We start from the raw sequence: 16,709 nt of genomic DNA, 5'->3' as shown, positions 1-16,709 counted from the left end.
CGCGGCAACAACCCCGCCTTCGTCACCGCCACCGCCACCCTGGACACCTACTGGGCCGACGGCCAGATGGAGAAGCAGACCCTCGCCCGCGGCGAACAGGTCGAACGCGCCCTGCTCGCGATCGTCGAGGAATTCGGCGGCGAGGGCGTCGGCTTCCGCGGCCGCGGCCTGGTGTGGGGCATGGAGTTCGAGGACAAGGCCCGCGCCGGAAAGGTGTGTGCGCGCGCCTTCGAACTCGGCCTGCTCCTGGAGACGTCGGGCCCCGAGAGCGAGGTCGTGAAGCTGCTGCCGCCGCTCACGATCAGCGCCGAGGAACTCGACGAGGGCCTGCGCATCCTGGCGCGCTCCGTCCGCGAGACCGCCTGACCCCCGAAAAGACAGAAAGGGCAACGACTCACCGTGATCGTCCGATCGTTCAAGGACATCGAGAACACCGACCGCCATGTGAAGGCCGCGTCCGGCACCTGGGAGAGCAAGCGCATCGTGCTCGCCAAGGAGAAGGTCGGCTTCTCGCTTCACGAGACCGTGCTGTACGCGGGCACGGAGACGTCGATGTGGTACGCGAACCACATCGAGGCCGTGCTCTGCGTGGAGGGCGAGGCCGAGCTGACCAACGACGAGACGGGCGAGACCCACTGGATCGAGCCCGGGACCATGTACCTGCTGGACGGGCACGAGAAGCACACCATGCGTCCCAAGACGGACTTCCGCTGCATCTGCGTCTTCAATCCGCCCGTGACCGGACGGGAGGACCATGACGAGAACGGCGTGTACCCGCTGCTGACCGAGGAGGGCTGAGACATGACGACCGCACCCGCACGCACCGACCTGTACCCGACCCGTGGCGCGAGTGAGGTGACGACCCCGCGTCAGGACCCGGTCGTCTGGTCCGCTCCGGGCACGCCGGGCCCGATCGCCACGGCCGAGCTGATGGGCTACGAGCGCGACGGCTTCCTCACCGTCGACCAGCTCATCAGTGACGACGAGGTGGCCGTCTACCGCGCCGAGCTGGACCGGCTGATCGCCGACCCGGCGGTACGGGCCGACGAGCGCGCGATCATCGAGCCGACGTCCCAGGACGTGCGGTCGGTGTTCGAGGTGCACCGGCTGAGCGAGGTCTTCGCCGCGCTGGTCCGCGACGAACGGGTCGTGGGCAGGGCCCGGCAGATCCTCGGCTCGGACGTGTACGTCCACCAGTCGCGCATCAACGTCAAGCCGGGCTTCGGCGCATCGGGCTTCTACTGGCACTCGGACTTCGAGACCTGGCACGCCGAGGACGGGCTGCCGAACATGCGGACCGTGTCCGTGTCGATCGCGCTGACCGAGAACCTCGACACCAACGGCGGCCTGATGATCATGCCGGGTTCGCACAAGTCGTTCCTGGGCTGCGCGGGCGCGACGCCGAAGGACAACTACAAGAAGTCGCTGCAGATGCAGGACGCCGGGACGCCGTCGGACGAGGCGCTGACGGGCTTCGCCGACGCGCACGGGATCCGGCTGTTCACGGGCCGGGCCGGCTCGGCGACCTGGTTCGACTGCAACTGCATGCACGGTTCGGGCGACAACATCACCCCGTATCCGCGCAGCAACGTCTTCATCGTGTTCAACAGTGTGGAGAACGCGGCGGTCGAGCCGTTCGCGGCTCCGGTGCGGCGGCCCGAGTTCATCGGGGCGCGTGACTTCACCCCGGTGCGCTAGCGCGCGGTCGGCGTGAGACGGGGCCGGTCTTCCCCTCCGGGGGGACCGGCCCCTTTCGCATACCCCGCGGCTCAGACGAGGGCCGGGTAGTCGATGAATCCCTGGTCGCCGCCGCCGAAGAAGGAGGACGGGTCGGGGGTGTTGTACGGTCCGCCGGCCTTCAGACGGGCCGGCAGGTCCGGATTGGCCAGGAACAGGGCGCCGAACGACACCAGGTCGGCGACGCCGTCCTCGATCAGGGCCAGCCGGTCGGCCGGGCCGTCGGCCGGCACGTTGAGCACGACGGTGCCGCCGAACAGCTTGCGTAGGGTCAGCACCAGCTCCCGCCGGTCGGGGGTGGGCTCGACGAGATGCAGGTAGGCGAGTCCGAGCGGTTCGAGCCGCTGGGCGAGGGCGGTGTAGACGTCCTCGGGCTCCGGCTCCTCGATGTCGTTGTACGGGTTGCCGGGCGAGAGCCGGATGGCGGTGCGCTCGGCGCCGATCTCGTCGGCCACGGCCTTGACGGCCTCCACGGCGAAGCGGATCCGGTTCTCGACGGAACCGCCCCACTCGTCGGTGCGCAGGTTGGTGCTGGGTGCCAGGAACTGGTGGATCAGGTAGCCGTTGGCGCCGTGCAGCTCGACCCCGTCGAAGCCCGCCTCGACGGCGTTGCGCGCGGCGGCGGCGATGTCGGCGATCGTCGCGCGTACCTCGTCGGCGCTCAGCTCCCTGGGCGTGACGAAGTCCTTGGGGCCCTCGTGGGTGTAGAGCTGCCCCCGCGCGGCGACGGCGGAGGCGCCGACCGGGACGAGGCCGTCGGGCAGCAGCACGGGGTGGCCGATGCGGCCGGCGTGCATCAGCTGGGCGAAGATCGTGCCGCCGGCGGCGTGCACGGCGTCGGTGACCTCGCGCCAGGCGGCGATCTGCTCGCGGCTGTGGAGCCCGGGGGTGTCGGGGTAGCCCTGGCCGACGACGGAGGGCTGGATGCCCTCGGTGACGATGAGGCCGGCGGACGCGCGCTGCGCGTAGTACTCGACGACGGACGGGGTGGGTGTCAGGCCGGGGCCGTGGGCACGGCTGCGGGTCATCGGGGCCATCACGATGCGGTTGGCGAGCTGCCTGCCGCCGAGCAGAAGCGGTTCGAAGGCGGTGGTCATGATCGTCTCCCAAATATGTGGTCGACCAACTAATGAGCACCACTGTACCGCATTAATTGGCCGACCAAGATAATATGTGTGACAGCATCGTGAACACGGGCCGGACCGGCTCGCAGCCGCACCCGCCGAGGGCGGAGCCGCTCCCGGCCGAGGAGGTCACCATGTCCGCCGCGCCCGACGTCCAGGGCGACGCCGCCTGTACCGAGGCGCTCCCCCATGCCGCCCGCGGCGGCCCCGTGAGCCACGCGCTGTCCCGGGTCGCGAGGCTGCACCGGATCGCCGCCGGAAAGCTGCTCAGGGAGCTGGACCTCTACCCCGGCCAGGAGTTCCTGATGATGCGCCTGTGGGGCGCGGGTCCCGTGCGGCAGTCGGAGCTCATCAGGGAAGTGGGCCTGGACCCCTCGACGGTCACCAAGATGCTCCAGCGCCTGGAGCAGACCGGCCACGTCCGCCGCAGCCCCGACCCCGCCGACCGCCGCGCGGTCGTCGTCGAGGCGACGGAACGCAGCTGCGCGCTGCTGGCCGACATGTCGGCGGCCTGGACCGCGCTGGAGGAGCAGACGCTGGCCGGCCTGGACGCGGACGAACGCCGTGAACTGGCCCGCCTGCTGGGCAAGGTCGAGGCGAGCCTGTGCACGGAGACGGCGGACTGCGCGGCGCCGAAGGCGTGAGCACATCGGCGCGCGCCGGCTAGCGCGCGCCGATGTGCTCCAGCGCGCGGTCCACGTCCTCGGCCGTGTTGTACAGGTGGAACGCTGCCCTCAGATGGCCCGCCCGCGCGGCGACGACGATGCCGGCCGCCGTCAGCCCCGCCGCGCGGGAACCGAGCCCCGGGACGGCGACGATCGCCGACTCGCCGGGCACCGGCTCGTGGCCGAGTGCCACGAGACCGGCCCCGAAACGCCGCGCCAGCGCCACGACATGGGCGTGCACCGCGTCGATGCCGATCTCCTCCAGCAGCGCGAGCGACTGCTCGCCGCCGTGGTACGCGAGGAAGGCCGGCGGCTCGTCGTAGCGGCGGGCCGAGTGCGCGAGCTCGTCGATCGGGCCGTAGGTCGTCTCCCACAGCCGCTCGGCCGCGAACGTCCCCGCGTGCAGGGGCACCAGCGCGTCCTGCGCCTCCCTGGTCACGGTCAGGAACGAGACGCCCCGCGGGCACAGCAGGAACTTGAAGCCACCCGTCACGGTGAAGTCCCACTCCCCCGCCCGCAGCGGCAGCCAGCCCGCCGACTGGCTGGCGTCCAGCAGCGTACGGGCGCCGTGAGCCGCCGCCGCCGACCGTACGGCGGCCATGTCGGCGATCCGGCCATCCGCAGACCGGACCGAGGAGAGGGCCACGAGCGCGGTCCCGGGGCGCACGGCGTCGGCCAGCGCGTCCAGCGGCGCGTACCGCAGCTTGAGGTCGCCGCGGACCGTGAAGGGCGTGATGACGGAGGCGTACTCCCCCTCGGGGAAGAGGACTTCGGCACCCGGCGGCATCGACGCCGCGATCAGCCCGACATGGACCGACACCGAGCCGCCGACCGCGACGCGCCCCTCGTCCACGCCGGCGAGCCGCGCGAACGAGCGGCGCGTGGCCTCCACCGCCTCCCACTCGCCCGAGCCGCCCGGGCGCCCCTCGGCCAGCTCCTCGGCGAGCCGGGTGACCGCGCGGACGGTGCGGCGGGGCAGCAGCCCGCAGACGGCGGTGTTCAGATACGTCGACGCGGGTGCGAACTCGCCGCCGCCCAGGGCGTGAAGACTCTCCATGGCCCCAGCCTCCGATGCGCCGGACGCCTGGTCAATGACACCTCGCGGCGCCGCCCGAACGGGGTAACGTCCTCGCATGCCCGCACTCGCCCCCGCCGTCCAGCGCCTCCGCGCGGATCACGCCCCGGCCCTCCTCGCGTTCGAGCGGGAGAACCGGGCCTACTTCGCCGCGTCGGTCCCGGACCGGGGCGACGACTACTTCGCCCGCTTCGACGAGCGGCACGCCGCCCTCCTTGCCGAACAGGCCACCGGGCTGTGCCACTTCCACGTCCTCGTCGAGGAGGACGGCCGCGTGCTCGGGCGCGTCAACCTCGTCGACGTGGCCGACGGCGGCGCCGAACTCGGCTACCGCATCGCCGAAAGCGCGGCGGGCCGCGGTCTCGCGACCGCCGCCGTGCGCGAGGTGTGCGCACGGGCGGCGGCGGAGTACGGGCTGAGCGAGCTGCGGGCGGCGACGACGGTGGACAACGCCGGGTCACGCGCGGTGCTGGCCCGTACCGGCTTCACACCCACGGGCGAGATCGTGCTGGACGGCCGGCCGGGCATCGCGTTCGTACGGGCCCTGTAGGGGCCGCCACGGACGGCATCAGGCCGAGGGGACCTCGCACGATCCGTCGGCGTCGCAGGCCGCCGCGCCGGAGGCGCCGACCGGGGTGAGCACCCGGCCCTGCCACGCCTGCTCCAGCGCCTGGGTGAAGACCTCGGCGGGCTGCCCGCCGGAGACCCCGTAGCGCCGGTCGATGACGAAGAACGGCACCCCGGTCGCGCCCAGCTCGGCGGCCTCGCGCTCGTCGGCCCGTACGTCGTCCGCGTAGGCGGTCCCGTCGGCGAGGACGGTGCGCACCTCGTCCTCGTCGAGGCCGGCCTCGACGCCCAGTGCGACGAGCACGCCGGTGTCGAAGACGGACCGCTCCTCCGCGAAGTTCGCCCGGTAGGCGAGGCCCAGGAGCTCGTCCTGGCGGCCGCGGGCCTTGGCGAGGTGGAGCAGGCGGTGGATGTCGAAGGTGTTGCCGTGGTCGCGCCCCTCGGTGCGGTAGTCCAGGCCCTCCGCGCGCGCGTTGGAGGCGACGTGCTCCTCCATGGCGCGCGCCTCCTCACGGGTGCGGCCGTACTTGGCGGCGAGCATGTCGATCACGGGGGCGGTGTCGCCCTTGGCGCGCTGCGGGTCGAGCTCGAAGGAGCGATGCACGACCTCGATGTCGTCGCGGTGCGCGAAGGCGGCGAGCCCCTTCTCGAACCGGGCCTTGCCGATGTAGCACCACGGGCAGGCGATGTCGCTCCAGATCTCGACGCGCATGTCTTCTCATCACTCCAGGTCGTACGGCTCAGGGCATGCGGAGGCCACCTCCGCGCACAGCGTGCAACACGGACGCGCGCCGTCTCATTCCGGCGGGAGCGCAGGAACGGAGGCGGGACTCCGCTGGACGCTGTTACACGTCGCCGTCGGGCCGCAGCACCAGCTCCAGCAGGCCGGGGAAGCGCGCGTCGAACTCCTCGCGGCGCAGGCGGTTGACCCGCTTGGGGCCCTGGTCGCGCTGTTCGACCAGGCCCGCCGCGCGCAGCACGGTGAAGTGGTGGCTCAGGGCCGCCTTGCCGACCGGGACGTCGAAGCTGCCGCAGCTGCGGGTCCACACCGGGGAGCCGGCCAGTTCGCGGACGAGCCGGAGGCGGACCGGGTCCGCGAGGGCGGCGAGGGCCGTCAGGACGGACACGTCGTCGGGGTGCGTGTGCACGGGTGCGGGCCGGTGACCGGCGGCGGGCGACTGGTCCGGCATGCCGTTCCCCTTCACATCCTCTTGCCGAGTGTTCGATGGGGATCTTACACTCCGAGTGTTCGCTTTTCGTTGAACACTCCCATGACACTCGTCGAAGGGTGGCGCCCCGCCATGCGTACGATCCGGTTCACAGAGTTCGGCGGCCCCGAGGTCCTGCGGCTCGTCCAGGCGGAGATCCCCGAACCGGGCCCCGGGCAGATCACCGTCGAGGCCGCCTACGCCGGCGTGAACTTCGCCGATCTCAAGGCCCGCTCCGACGGCTACCGCGTGCCCTCCCTCCCGTTCGTCCCCGGCCTGGAGGTCTCGGGCCGCGTCCGCGCCGTCGGCCCCGGCGTGGAGGGATTCGAGCCGGGGCAGGCCGTCGCCGCGCTCACACCGTCCGGCGCCTATGCGGAGGTCGTCGCCGCCGACGCGGCCACGAGCTTCGTGCTGCCCGACGGCATCGATGCGCGCACGGCGGCGACGCTGCCCACCGTGCTGCCGACCGCGCAGGCCCTGCTCCACGAGGTCGGCCGGCTGCGCGCCGGGGAGAGCGTGCTCGTGCACGGCGCCGCCGGCGGGATCGGCACCGTTGCCGGACAGCTGGCCCGCGCGGCCGGCGCGGGGGCGGTGTACGGGGTGGTGTCCTCATCTGCCAAGGCCGAGCACGCCCTCGCCCACGGCTACGACGAGGTCTTCACGGGCGAGGACTTCGCCGCCGACGCACTGCGCGCCACGGGTGGCCGCGGTGTCGACCTGATTCTCGACCCCGTCGGCGGCGACACCCTCCGCCGCGGGCTCGACGCGCTGGCCACCTACGGGCGGCTGGTGTCCTTCGGCAACGCCTCCGGGGAAGAGCCGTGGCGGCTGAGCCAGGCCGACCTGATCGGCAGGGGCCGCTCGGTGGCCGCGTTCTCCGTCCTCTCCCTCGCCCAGTCGGCCCCCGACACCCTGCGCCTGCTCACCGAACGAGCCCTGAGCCGGGTGTCCGACGGCACCGTGAAGCTTCCGGTGACCGCCGAGTTCCCGCTCGGCGAGGCCGCTGCCGCGCACGCGCTCATGGGCGGACGCACCTCGACCGGCAAGCTGCTGCTGCGCGTCGCCGACTAGCCCGCAGCTGCGGGCCCCACCTGCCCCCTTCACTTCAACCACAAGGATGGTCATGAACGTTCTGGTCGTCGGAGCCGGCGCCACCGGAGGGCTCTACGGCGCGATGCTGGCGCAGGCAGGCGTGGACGTGACGTTTCTCGTCCGGCCGCGGCGAGCCGAGGTCCTGCGCGAGCGCGGGCTGCGTCTCACCGGGGTGGGCGGGGACGAGGTGATCGCCCCGCGCCTCGTGACGGCGGGCGGGCTCCCGGGCCCCTACGACCTCGTACTGCTGTCCGTGAAGGCCACCGCGCTCCGCGGCGCGCTGGACGACCTGGCGCCCGCGGTCGGCCCCGGCTCCGCCGTGGTCCCGCTCCTCAACGGCATGGCCCATCTCGACGAGCTGAACGCCCGCTTCGGGGCCGCCCGGGTCCTGGGCGGTGTCGCGAAGGTCGCCACGACGCTCGACGACCGGGGCGACATCGTCCGGCTCGCGCCGCGCGCCCTGTTGAACCTCGGCGAGCAGGACGGCCGTCCGTCCGCCCGCGTGGACGCCGCCCGCGCCCTGCTGCGGGACGCCGGAGTGGACACGGAGGCACCCGCGGACATCGTCGCCGCCATGTGGCACAAGTGGGTGTTCGTCGGCACCGTCGGCGCGCTGACCTGCCTGATGCGCGGCACGGTCGGCGACATCACCGCCGTCCCCGGCGGGCACGAGCTCGGCCCTGCCGTCCTCGCCGAGGCCGCCGCCGTGTCGGCGGCGGCCGGCTACCCCGTACCGGACGACGAACTGACCCTCACCAAGGAGACGGTGACCCGCACCGGTGTGCCGTTCACCTCGTCCCTGTACCGGGACGTCGTGGCCGGCCTGCCCACCGAGGCCGAGCACGTCCTCGGCGACCTGGTCGCCCGGGCCCGTGCGCACGGCGTCGCCACACCGCTCCTCGATCTGGCGACGCTGCACCTGCGCGTGCACGAGCACCGGCTGAACGGCTAGCCGATCTCCAGGCGCAGCACCAGGTGGTTCCCGGTACGCGGCTCGTCCGGGTCCGGGAGCCAGCCCTGGCGGGCGTAGAAGCCCTGGGCGCGGGTGTTGTGCTCGAACACCTCCAGGCGGACCGTCGTCACACCCGTCCGCCGCCACGACGCGAGGCAGGCGGCGTGCAGTTCGGTGCCGATGCCCGCACGCCACCGTGCCGGGTCGACGTGGAACTGGGCGAGGTTCATGACGCCGTCGATCTCGCCCGAGGCCGCGACGCCCACGACCGCCCCGCGCCGCTCGGCGCACAGCACCACGCCCCGCCCGATGCCCGCCTCCCAGCCGGCTCGCATACGGGCGTGCTCGGCGGGGCTGTCGAACAGCTCGTCGGCGAGGTGACCGCGGTAGTAACTGGCGCGCGCCTCGGCGTGCAGGGCGGCGATGGCGTCGAGATCGGCCGGTACGGCGTTCCTGATCATGTGACGGGGGACGCGGGTGGCGAACGCGCGGTTGCCAGACGCGTGCAGGAGAGGCGCTGGCGGTCAGGCCCGTGGGGCGCGGCAGGCGCGGGCCACGTGCGGGTGAGCGCCCGGGCCACGGCCGGGCCCGCGACGCCGCACGAGGCCATGGGGCCGCGCCGCGTGGCAGGGGGATCACGTGCCCGCAGGCGCGGGGTCACGCCCGGCAGGCGGGCATCGTCGCGCGGACAGGCGCAGCCGTCTCAGCGGTGCCAGTCGCCCGGCTCCGTCAGTGCGCGGCGCAGGTAGTCGCGCAGGCCGTTCGCCGCCCAGGAGCGCCCGTCGGTCTCGTGGTCCCACCCGAACACGTCGTCGCGCGGCGGGGTGGACGAAGGCGCACTGGTCGCCGCCGCCGTTGGCGCCGAAGAACATCAGGGGCTCGAACGGCATGTAGAGGTCGGCGAAGGCGGGCTCCCCGCGGAAGGCCAGTTGTCCCGCCGGATGCGTTCGGTCTCCCGGACCACGTCCAGGCCGCCTGGCCCCAGGGCGCCGTCGCACTCGGCGAGCAGGCCGGCCGGCGCCCTCGGCAGCGGTCCGCCCAGGGCGTCCTCGGCCGCGCGCAGGGCGCCGGGCTCGGCGGGGGCGCCGAGCCCGGCGTCCGGGGCCAGTTCGCGGATCAGTTCCCGCCACATCCGGCCGATGGTAGGGGCCGGGGCCCGGGGCCCGTGCTCGGGGTCAGGACTCGCGGCGGCCGTCGACCCGCCGGGGCAGTCCGAGCGGGTTGTCGTCGCGCAGCTCCGGCGGGAGCAGCGCCTCGGGGGTGGTCTGGTACGTGACCGGGCGCATCCAGCGCTCGATCGCCGTGCCGCCGACCGAGGTCGAGGTGGAGGTCGTCGCGGGGTAGGGCCCGCCGTGGTGCTGGGCGGCGGACACGGCGACACCGGTCGGCCAGCCGTTGACGAGGACGCGGCCGGCGAGCGGGGTGAGTTCGGCGAGGACCGCGGCACCGGTGCCGTTGCCCTCGGCCTCGTCGCCCGACAGGTGAACGGTGGCGGTGAGGTTGCCGGGCAGGCGGGACAGGACCGCCGTGACGTCGTCCTGGCTGTCGTAGCGGGCGACGACGGTGACCGGCCCGAAGCACTCCTCCAGGAGGAGGTCGTGCGGCCCGTCCGCGGAGAGCCGCGCGGCGGGAACGGTCAGGAAGCCCGGGCTGACGGTGTGCTCCGAGCCCGCGCCCGGGGTGACGGGGGTGTCCACGTCGGGCAGGGCGGCGCGCTCGGCGACCCCGGCGACGAAGTTGTCCCGCATGCGATGGTCGAGCAGGACGCCCGCGGCGGTGTCGCTCACGGCGTCGGTCAGCGTCTTGACGAGCCGGTCGCCCGCCGGACCGGCGGGCGCGAACACCAGGCCGGGCTTGACGCAGAACTGGCCGACGCCCAGCGTCATGGAGCCCGCGAGGCCGGTGCCGATCTGTTCGGCGCGCTCGGCGGCGGCCGCCTCGGTGATCACGACCGGGTTCAGCGAGCCGAGTTCGCCGTGGAAGGGGATGGGCACGGGCCGGGCCGCCGCGGCGTCGAAGAGCGCGCGTCCACCGCGTACGGAACCGGTGAAGCCGGCCGCCGCGACCAGCGGGTGCTTCACCAGCTCGACGCCCGCCTCGAAGCCGTGCACCAGGCCGACGACCGCCTCGGGGATGCCGTGCTCGGCCGCCGCCCTGCGCAGGAGCGCGGCGACCAGCTCGGAGGTCGCCGGGTGGTCGGGGTGGGCCTTGACGACGACGGGGCAGCCCGCGGCGAGCGCGCTGGCGGTGTCGCCGCCGGGCACGGAGAAGGCGAAGGGGAAGTTGGACGCGGAGTACACGGCCACGACACCGAGCGGCACCTTGTAGCGGCGCAGGTCGGGAATCGGCGGGGTGGCGGTGTCGTCCGGGTGGTCGATGATCACGTCGAGGAAGGCGCCCTCGTCGACGATGTCCGCGAAGGCGCGCAACTGGTAGCAGGTGCGGGCCAGTTCCCCGGTGAGGCGTACGGGACCGAGAGCGGTCTCGGCGTCTGCCGCCTCGACGAGCCGGTCGCCCGCGCCGTCGAGGAGCGACGCGGCGGTCCGCAGGAAGGCGGCGCGGACCGTGCGGTCGGCGAGTGCGGAGCGGGCGGCGTGAGCGGACCGTACCGCGGTGTCGACCTCTCGGGCTGTGGCTTCCACCGCAACCTGTTCCCGCTGCTTCCCGGTTCGGGGGTCGACACTCCAGACTTGTGCTGCTGCCACCGCGCATTCCTTCCCGGTCTCTGCCATCCACCAGGGTTTGTTCGGTATTCTGAACAGCGTTCCTGGTGATGAATCTTCTGGGGACTCTATTTCCGGGCGTTCCGCGGGGTCAAGGCGTACCGCGCGGTCAGGACGGGCGCCCGCGCGGTCGAGAGGGGCGAACAGCGATGTCAGCAGTCGATTCCGGTGGAGCGCAGGTCAAGTCCGCGGTGCGGACGGTCGAGTTGCTCGAGTACTTCGCCGGGCGCCCGGGCATGCACTCGCTCGCCGCCGTCCAGGAGGCCGTCGGCTATCCCAAGTCCAGCCTCTACATGCTCCTGCGCACCCTGGTCGAGCTCGGCTGGGTCGAGACGGACGCCACCGGCACGCGGTACGGCATCGGCGTGCGCGCGCTGCTGGTCGGCACGTCCTACATCGACGGCGACGAGGTCGTCGCGGCGGCCCGGCCCACCCTGGACCGGCTCTCGGACGACACCACGGAGACGATCCACCTCGCCCGCCTGGACGGCACCAACGTCGTCTACCTCGCCACCCGGCAGTCGCAGCACTACCTGCGCCCCTTCACCCGCGTCGGCCGCCGGCTGCCCGCGCACTCCACCTCGCTGGGCAAGGCGCTGCTCGCCACGCACAGCGACGAGCAGGTGCGCAAGATGCTCCCGGAGACGCTCGCGCCGCTGACCGAGCACACGATCACCGACCGCGAGAAGCTCATCGAGGAGCTGCACGTCGTCCGCGAGCAGGGCTACGCCGTGGACCGCGAGGAGAACACCCTCGGTCTGCGCTGCTTCGGCATCGCCATCCCCTACCGCACCCCGGCGCGCGACGCGATCAGCTGCTCGGTGCCGGTGGCCCGGCTGACGCCCGCGCACGAGCAGATGATCAAGGACGCCCTGTTCGACGCGCGCGACCGCCTCACCCTGGCGACCAGGCGCCTCTGACCTGTCTGACCTGCGGGAGCCGCGCCGGCGTGCGGCGGCGGGGGCGACCGCCGGGCCGGTGCGTCTCCGCCGTGCGGCGGAGGAGGATCGTCGCCGCGCAGGAGGTGCGCCGGCGTCGGTGTCGGAAGGCTGGACGGCATGACACCGACATCCCTGCCATCCCTCCCGGCCGACGCCGGCGCCCTCCTTCCGGTGCGGCCCCGCCCGTTGCGGTCCGCTCTGCGCGCCGTCGCGATCGCCGCCTGCCTGCCGTACCTGGCGCTCAAGATCGCCTGGATCTCGGGCAGCCGCATCGGCATCCCCGAGGGCAGCATGCTGCTGGACCACCGCGCGCTGATCGCCGTCGTCAACAGCGTCACCGTGCTGATGGACGCGGCCGTCGTCGTCCTCGCCCTGCTGCTCACGCAGCCGTGGGGGATGCGCGTACGCGGCTGGCTGCTCGGCGTCCCGATGTGGGGCGCGACCGGGCTGCTCGCGCCGATCATGATCGGCTTCCCGGTGCAAGTGGCGACCTCCGCCATGGGCGGCGCCACGACGCAGGACGCGAGGGACGAACCGTTCCTGGACGGCTGGGTGTTCGACGTCGTCTACGGCGGCTTCATCCTCCAGGGCCTCGCCCTCGGCACGCTCTTCCTCCTCTACGCCAGGGACCGCTGGAGCCACCTGTGGCAGGGGCGGGTGTGGGACCTGCCCTCCGCCGTGACGGGCCGACCCGTACGTGCCCTGGCCGTGGCCGGCACCCTCCTCGCGGTGTTCCCCGGCGTCATGCACGCGCTGTGGGCGGCCGGATCGACCGTGGCGCTGCCCGCCGCCCGCGTGGCGCAGCGCACGAACGACTTCTACGTCCTGGAGGGCGTGCGCGTCCTCTTCGTCGTCGTCGCCGTCGCCGGAACGCTGCTGCTCGCCTTCCGTCCCGCCCCCGTGCTGCCGGTCAAGGTGCCGCTGGGCGCGGCGTGGGTCGGCGCGAGCGCACTGGGCGCCTGGGGCGCCTGGCTGACCCTGACCGCGGCGATGCCCGAGGCCGATGACGCCGAGCACGCCACGGGCCTGCTGACGCTCACCTACGCTGGGGAGATGATCTCCGGCCTGCTGCTCAGTGCCGCCATAGCCCTGCTGCTGCGCAGGCGCGCCGCGTGAGCGACCCGCGCCCGGCGAGCCGTGGGAGGACGACCGGCGGGAGGTGGCGCGTCGCGGCGCGTGCGCTGTTCGGGACGCGTGCGAGGCTGCGCTGGGTCCATCTGGTGCTGGGCGGCGCGCTGTTGATGCCGTTCTGGCTCGTGGGGACGGTCGTGGTCGGTCCGCTCGGCGAGACGGGGACCCTGTTCACCGGCTCGCTCCTCGCACAGTTCGGCGCGTACGTCGTCGCCCTGCCGCTCGCCGCGATCGCCGCGCTGCTGCCGCTGGCCAGACCGCTGTCGGTGGGCATGGCCCGGGCGCTGACGGGGGTGCCCGCCGAGCTGTTCGCCGACGGGCCCGCGCACAGCTGGGCCGCGCGGCTGCGCAGCTCGGGCTGGTTCACCCTGCACCTGGGCATCGGCGCGCTGGTCAGCGGCGCGTCGCTCGCGCTGCCCCCGTTCGCCGTCACCCTGATCGTCGCGCCGCTGAGCCGCTCGGTGCGGGACTTCCTCCATGTCCCGTGGTCGATGCGCCCGTTCGACCAGGCCCTGCTGCTGCCGCTCGCGGGGATCGGCATGCTCCTCGCGCTCGCCGTGTGCTCGGCGGCGGCCGGGGCACTGCTCGCGCGCCATGCGCCGGTCCTGCTCGGGCCGACACCCGCGGACCGGCTCGCCGCGGCCGAGCAGCGCGCCGCCGAGCTCGCCGAACGCAACCGCCTCGCCCGCGAGCTGCACGACTCGGTCGGCCACGCGCTCAGCGCGGTGACCCTGCAGGCGGGCGCGGCCCGCCGGGTGCTGGACAGCGACGTGGACTTCGTCCGGGAGGCGCTGGCCGCGATCGAGGAGACGACCCGGCGCACCGTGGGCGAACTCGACGCAGTTCTGGGCCTGTTACGGCAGGACGGCGAGGGAGCCGGCCGGGTCACCGGTCCGACACTGGACACACTGGACGGTCTGGTGTCCCGCAGCGGAGTGAGCGTCGCCGTGCGCACCGAGGGCGATCCGGCCTCGGTGCCCGCCCACGTCTCACGCGAGGCGTACCGCATCGTCCAGGAGGGGCTGAGCAACGCCCTGCGGCACGCCGGGGCCGTCCCGGTGTCCCTGTGGATCGCCGTGCGCGGCGAGGAGTTGGAGATCACGATGGAGAACCCCCTGCCCGACCGGGCTCCCGTGGTGCGCCCGGGCGGCGGCCGCGGACTGCGCGGCATCACCGAGCGCGCCGCGCTGCTCGGCGGCCGGGCGGGTGCCGGACCGCAGGGCGCGGTGTGGCGGCTTACGGCCCTGCTGCCGCTGGGAGGCGGCCGATGAGCACGGTCCGCATCGTCCTCGCCGACGACGAGCGCATGGTCCGCACGGCGCTGCGCGTCATCCTCGACGCCGAGCCCGGCCTGGAGGTGGCGGGCGAGGCGGCGACCGGCGCCGAGGCGGTGTCGGTGGTGCGCGACCTGCGGCCGGACGTGGTCCTGATGGATGTGCGGATGCCGGAGATCGACGGCATCCGCGCCACGGAGCAGATCCTCGGCACGATGGACGCCCCGCCGCGGATCGTGGTGGTGACGACGTTCGAGAACGACGCCTACGTGTACGACGCGCTGCGGGCGGGCGCGTCCGGCTTCCTGCTCAAGCGGGCCGCCGCCGAGGAACTGGTGCAGGCGGTGCGGCTGGTCGCGAGCAGCGATTCGCTGCTGTTCCCGGCGGCGGTGCGCTCACTGGCCGCCGAGTACGGCCGCCGCACGCCGCAGGCCCTGCCCGCGTGGGCGGGCAGGCTGACCGAGCGGGAGGCGGAGGTACTGCGGCTGATGGCCACGGGCCTGACCAACGCCGAGATCGCGGGGCGGATGGGCGTGGGGGCGGCCACGGTGAAGACGCACGTGGCGTCGGTCCTGGCCAAGTCGGGAGCGAGGGACCGCACCCAGGCGGTGATCGCTGCGTACGAGTCGGGGTTCATCTCACCGCGCTGAGCGGCGGGCCCGTTCCTGCGAAGTCCGGTTCATGAGGAAGTCCTGAGAAAACGGCCGGCGCGGAACGGTGTGCGGTCCGCCGTTCGTCCTCCCCCGGGATGAACAAGACGATCAGGCACGCCGCCGTCTTCAGCCTGCTGCTGGTCCTCGCCCTGCTGGTGCGGGCGACCTGGGTGCAGGCGTACGAGGCGAAGGCGCTCGCGAACGACGAACGCAACCGGCGGAAGGTCATCGCGCAGTACGCGCATCCGCTGGGCGACATCATCGTGGCCGGCTCCTCGGTCACCGGCTCGGAGAGGACGGACGGCGGGGACCTCGCCTACCGGCGCACGTACACCGACGGCGCGCTCTACGCGGCCGTCACGGGTTATAGCTCGCAGGCGTACGGGGCGACCCAGCTGGAGGGCATCTACTCCGGTGTCCTGGACGGCACCGACGACCGTCTGAAGAACCCGCTGGGCGCGCTGACCGGCGAGCAGCAGGAGCCGGGTGACGTGCTGACGACCATCGACCCCGCGGTGCAGAAGGCCGGGTACGAGGCGCTCGGCGACGCCAAGGGCGCGGCGGTCGCGATCGACCCGAAGAGCGGCGAGATCCTCGGCATGGTCAGCACGCCCTCGTACGACCCCTCGGACATCAGCGGCACGACGGACGGCGACACGTGGCGGAAGCTGCTGGCCGACGAGGACAAGCCGCTGGTCAACCGCGCGCTGCGGCAGCCGCTGCCGCCGGGCTCGACGTTCAAGCTGGTGGTGGCCGCGGCCGCGCTGGAGGACGGCCTGTACGCCTCGGTCGACGAGCGGACCGAGAGCCCGGACCCGTACCGCCTGCCCGGCACGGTCACGGACCTGGAGAACGAGAACCCGTCCGCTCCCTGCGAGAACGCCACGATCCGCACGGCGCTCCAGTACTCGTGCAACAACGTCTTCGGCAAGATGGCGGTGGACCTCGGGCAGGACAAGGTCCGGGCCATGGCGGAGAAGTTCGGCTTCAACGACGAGAAGCAGGACGTGCCCGTACGGGCGTCGGCGAGCGTGTACCCGCGGGGGATGAACGAGTCCTCGACCGCGCTGACGGGCATCGGCCAGTTCGACGTGACCGCGACGCCGCTGCAGATGGCCCTGGTGTCCGCGGCCATCGCCGACGACGGGGTGCTGGCCCCGCCGCACATGGTCTCCAAGGTGGTCTCCGCGGACGGCGACACGCTCCAGTCCTACGAGGACGGCGAGGCACGGCGGATCGTCTCCTCCCGGACCGCGGCGCAGTTGCGCAGCGCGATGGTGACGGTCGTCGAGGACGGCACCGGCTCGAACGCGCAGATCCCCGGCGTCGAGGTCGGCGGCAAGACGGGCACGGCCCAGCACGGCGAGAACAACAGCAAGACGCCGTACGCCTGGTTCACCTCCTACGCCACGTCCCCGGACACCGGCAGGCAGGTGGCGGTCGCCGTCGTGATCGAGGACTCGGGTGCGGAGCGGTCGGAGGTCAGCGGCAACGGGCTGGCGGCACCGGTCGCGCAGAAGATGATGGAGGCGGCGCTGGGGTAGGCGCCTCGGCGTCATCGCCCTTC

19 protein-coding genes are annotated in these 16,709 nt (G+C 73.2%); 12 read left to right on the top strand and 7 right to left on the bottom strand.

The window, feature by feature from the left end; translation table 11 throughout:
- The 3 genes from ACF08N_RS34270 to thpD form a co-directional block, all read left to right on the top strand.
- Positions 1-366: aminotransferase class III-fold pyridoxal phosphate-dependent enzyme (locus ACF08N_RS34270; protein ID WP_392328635.1), on the top strand; the 366-nt coding region annotated here is incomplete at its 5' end.
- A 33-nt stretch (positions 367-399) separates the two neighbouring features.
- Positions 400-798, top strand: coding sequence for an ectoine synthase (locus tag ACF08N_RS34265; RefSeq protein WP_018848584.1), 399 nt, complete (start codon positions 400-402; stop codon positions 796-798).
- A gap of 3 nt (positions 799-801) precedes the next feature.
- Positions 802-1,698: an ectoine hydroxylase gene (thpD, locus tag ACF08N_RS34260; protein ID WP_392328634.1), complete on the top strand. Its 897-nt coding sequence runs from the start codon at positions 802-804 to the stop codon at positions 1,696-1,698.
- 71 nt (positions 1,699-1,769) lie between these two features.
- Here the strand turns inward: thpD and ACF08N_RS34255 are convergent, their stop codons facing one another.
- Positions 1,770-2,834 (bottom strand): alkene reductase, encoded by a 1,065-nt coding sequence (locus tag ACF08N_RS34255; protein ID WP_392328633.1) that lies wholly within the window; start codon positions 2,832-2,834, stop codon positions 1,770-1,772.
- Positions 2,835-2,995: 161 nt separating this feature from the next.
- On the opposite strand from ACF08N_RS34255, the gene ACF08N_RS34250 reads away from it, so the two are divergent.
- Positions 2,996-3,505: a MarR family winged helix-turn-helix transcriptional regulator gene (locus ACF08N_RS34250; RefSeq protein WP_392328639.1), complete on the top strand. Its 510-nt coding sequence runs from the start codon at positions 2,996-2,998 to the stop codon at positions 3,503-3,505.
- 19 nt (positions 3,506-3,524) lie between these two features.
- Here ACF08N_RS34250 and ACF08N_RS34245 read toward each other — a convergent pair whose 3' ends face one another.
- Entirely contained in the window at positions 3,525-4,583 is a 1,059-nt protein-coding gene (locus ACF08N_RS34245) for an aminotransferase class V-fold PLP-dependent enzyme (RefSeq protein WP_392328632.1), read from the bottom strand.
- A gap of 76 nt (positions 4,584-4,659) precedes the next feature.
- On the opposite strand from ACF08N_RS34245, the gene ACF08N_RS34240 reads away from it, so the two are divergent.
- Positions 4,660-5,151 (top strand): GNAT family N-acetyltransferase, encoded by a 492-nt coding sequence (locus ACF08N_RS34240; RefSeq protein ID WP_392328631.1) that lies wholly within the window; start codon positions 4,660-4,662, stop codon positions 5,149-5,151.
- A gap of 18 nt (positions 5,152-5,169) precedes the next feature.
- Here ACF08N_RS34240 and ACF08N_RS34235 read toward each other — a convergent pair whose 3' ends face one another.
- Both ACF08N_RS34235 and ACF08N_RS34230 read right to left on the bottom strand, forming a co-directional pair.
- Positions 5,170-5,880 (bottom strand): DsbA family oxidoreductase, encoded by a 711-nt coding sequence (locus tag ACF08N_RS34235; protein ID WP_392328630.1) that lies wholly within the window; start codon positions 5,878-5,880, stop codon positions 5,170-5,172.
- Between the two features lie 133 nt (positions 5,881-6,013).
- A complete protein-coding gene (locus tag ACF08N_RS34230) occupies positions 6,014-6,358 on the bottom strand; it encodes an ArsR/SmtB family transcription factor (protein ID WP_392328629.1) in 345 nt (114 codons plus the stop codon).
- A 111-nt stretch (positions 6,359-6,469) separates the two neighbouring features.
- Between ACF08N_RS34230 and ACF08N_RS34225 the strand changes: the two genes are divergently transcribed.
- Both ACF08N_RS34225 and ACF08N_RS34220 read left to right on the top strand, forming a co-directional pair.
- On the top strand, positions 6,470-7,447 hold the full coding sequence (locus ACF08N_RS34225) for a zinc-binding alcohol dehydrogenase family protein (protein WP_392328628.1): 978 nt from the start codon (positions 6,470-6,472) through the stop codon (positions 7,445-7,447).
- A gap of 52 nt (positions 7,448-7,499) precedes the next feature.
- Complete coding sequence (locus ACF08N_RS34220) at positions 7,500-8,420, top strand: ketopantoate reductase family protein (protein WP_392328627.1); 921 nt, start codon at positions 7,500-7,502, stop codon at positions 8,418-8,420.
- On the opposite strand, the gene ACF08N_RS34215 is transcribed toward ACF08N_RS34220, so the two are convergent.
- The 3 genes from ACF08N_RS34215 to ACF08N_RS34205 form a co-directional block, all read right to left on the bottom strand.
- Positions 8,417-8,881: a GNAT family N-acetyltransferase gene (locus tag ACF08N_RS34215; protein ID WP_392328626.1), complete on the bottom strand. Its 465-nt coding sequence runs from the start codon at positions 8,879-8,881 to the stop codon at positions 8,417-8,419. The genes ACF08N_RS34220 and ACF08N_RS34215 overlap by 4 nt on opposite strands.
- 410 nt (positions 8,882-9,291) lie before the next feature.
- Positions 9,292-9,552: a hypothetical protein gene (locus tag ACF08N_RS34210; protein WP_392328625.1), complete on the bottom strand. Its 261-nt coding sequence runs from the start codon at positions 9,550-9,552 to the stop codon at positions 9,292-9,294.
- Positions 9,553-9,595: 43 nt separating this feature from the next.
- Positions 9,596-11,125 (bottom strand): aldehyde dehydrogenase (NADP(+)), encoded by a 1,530-nt coding sequence (locus ACF08N_RS34205; protein ID WP_392328624.1) that lies wholly within the window; start codon positions 11,123-11,125, stop codon positions 9,596-9,598.
- 167 nt (positions 11,126-11,292) lie between these two features.
- Between ACF08N_RS34205 and ACF08N_RS34200 the strand changes: the two genes are divergently transcribed.
- From ACF08N_RS34200 to ACF08N_RS34180, 5 genes are all read left to right on the top strand, one after another.
- Positions 11,293-12,063 (top strand): IclR family transcriptional regulator, encoded by a 771-nt coding sequence (locus ACF08N_RS34200; protein ID WP_392328623.1) that lies wholly within the window; start codon positions 11,293-11,295, stop codon positions 12,061-12,063.
- A gap of 138 nt (positions 12,064-12,201) precedes the next feature.
- Positions 12,202-13,200 (top strand): hypothetical protein, encoded by a 999-nt coding sequence (locus ACF08N_RS34195; protein WP_392328622.1) that lies wholly within the window; start codon positions 12,202-12,204, stop codon positions 13,198-13,200.
- A 65-nt stretch (positions 13,201-13,265) separates the two neighbouring features.
- Positions 13,266-14,486: a sensor histidine kinase gene (locus ACF08N_RS34190; protein WP_392328638.1), complete on the top strand. Its 1,221-nt coding sequence runs from the start codon at positions 13,266-13,268 to the stop codon at positions 14,484-14,486.
- A complete protein-coding gene (locus ACF08N_RS34185; protein ID WP_392328621.1) occupies positions 14,483-15,139 on the top strand; it encodes a response regulator in 657 nt (218 codons plus the stop codon). The genes ACF08N_RS34190 and ACF08N_RS34185 overlap by 4 nt, the downstream gene beginning before the upstream one ends.
- A 98-nt stretch (positions 15,140-15,237) precedes the next feature.
- Positions 15,238-16,686 carry a peptidoglycan D,D-transpeptidase FtsI family protein gene (locus ACF08N_RS34180; RefSeq protein ID WP_392328620.1) on the top strand — a complete coding sequence of 483 codons (1,449 nt, stop codon included), beginning with the start codon at positions 15,238-15,240 and terminating at the stop codon, positions 16,684-16,686.
- The last annotated feature ends 23 nt before the right edge of the window (positions 16,687-16,709 follow it).

Origin of the sequence: Streptomyces sp. NPDC015127 (assembly GCF_043080095.1) — a bacterium.
In the GTDB taxonomy this organism is placed as follows: domain Bacteria; phylum Actinomycetota; class Actinomycetes; order Streptomycetales; family Streptomycetaceae; genus Streptomyces.
The sequence above is the reverse complement of the archived record's forward strand: the minus strand, read 5'-3'. Positions and strand labels throughout refer to the sequence as shown.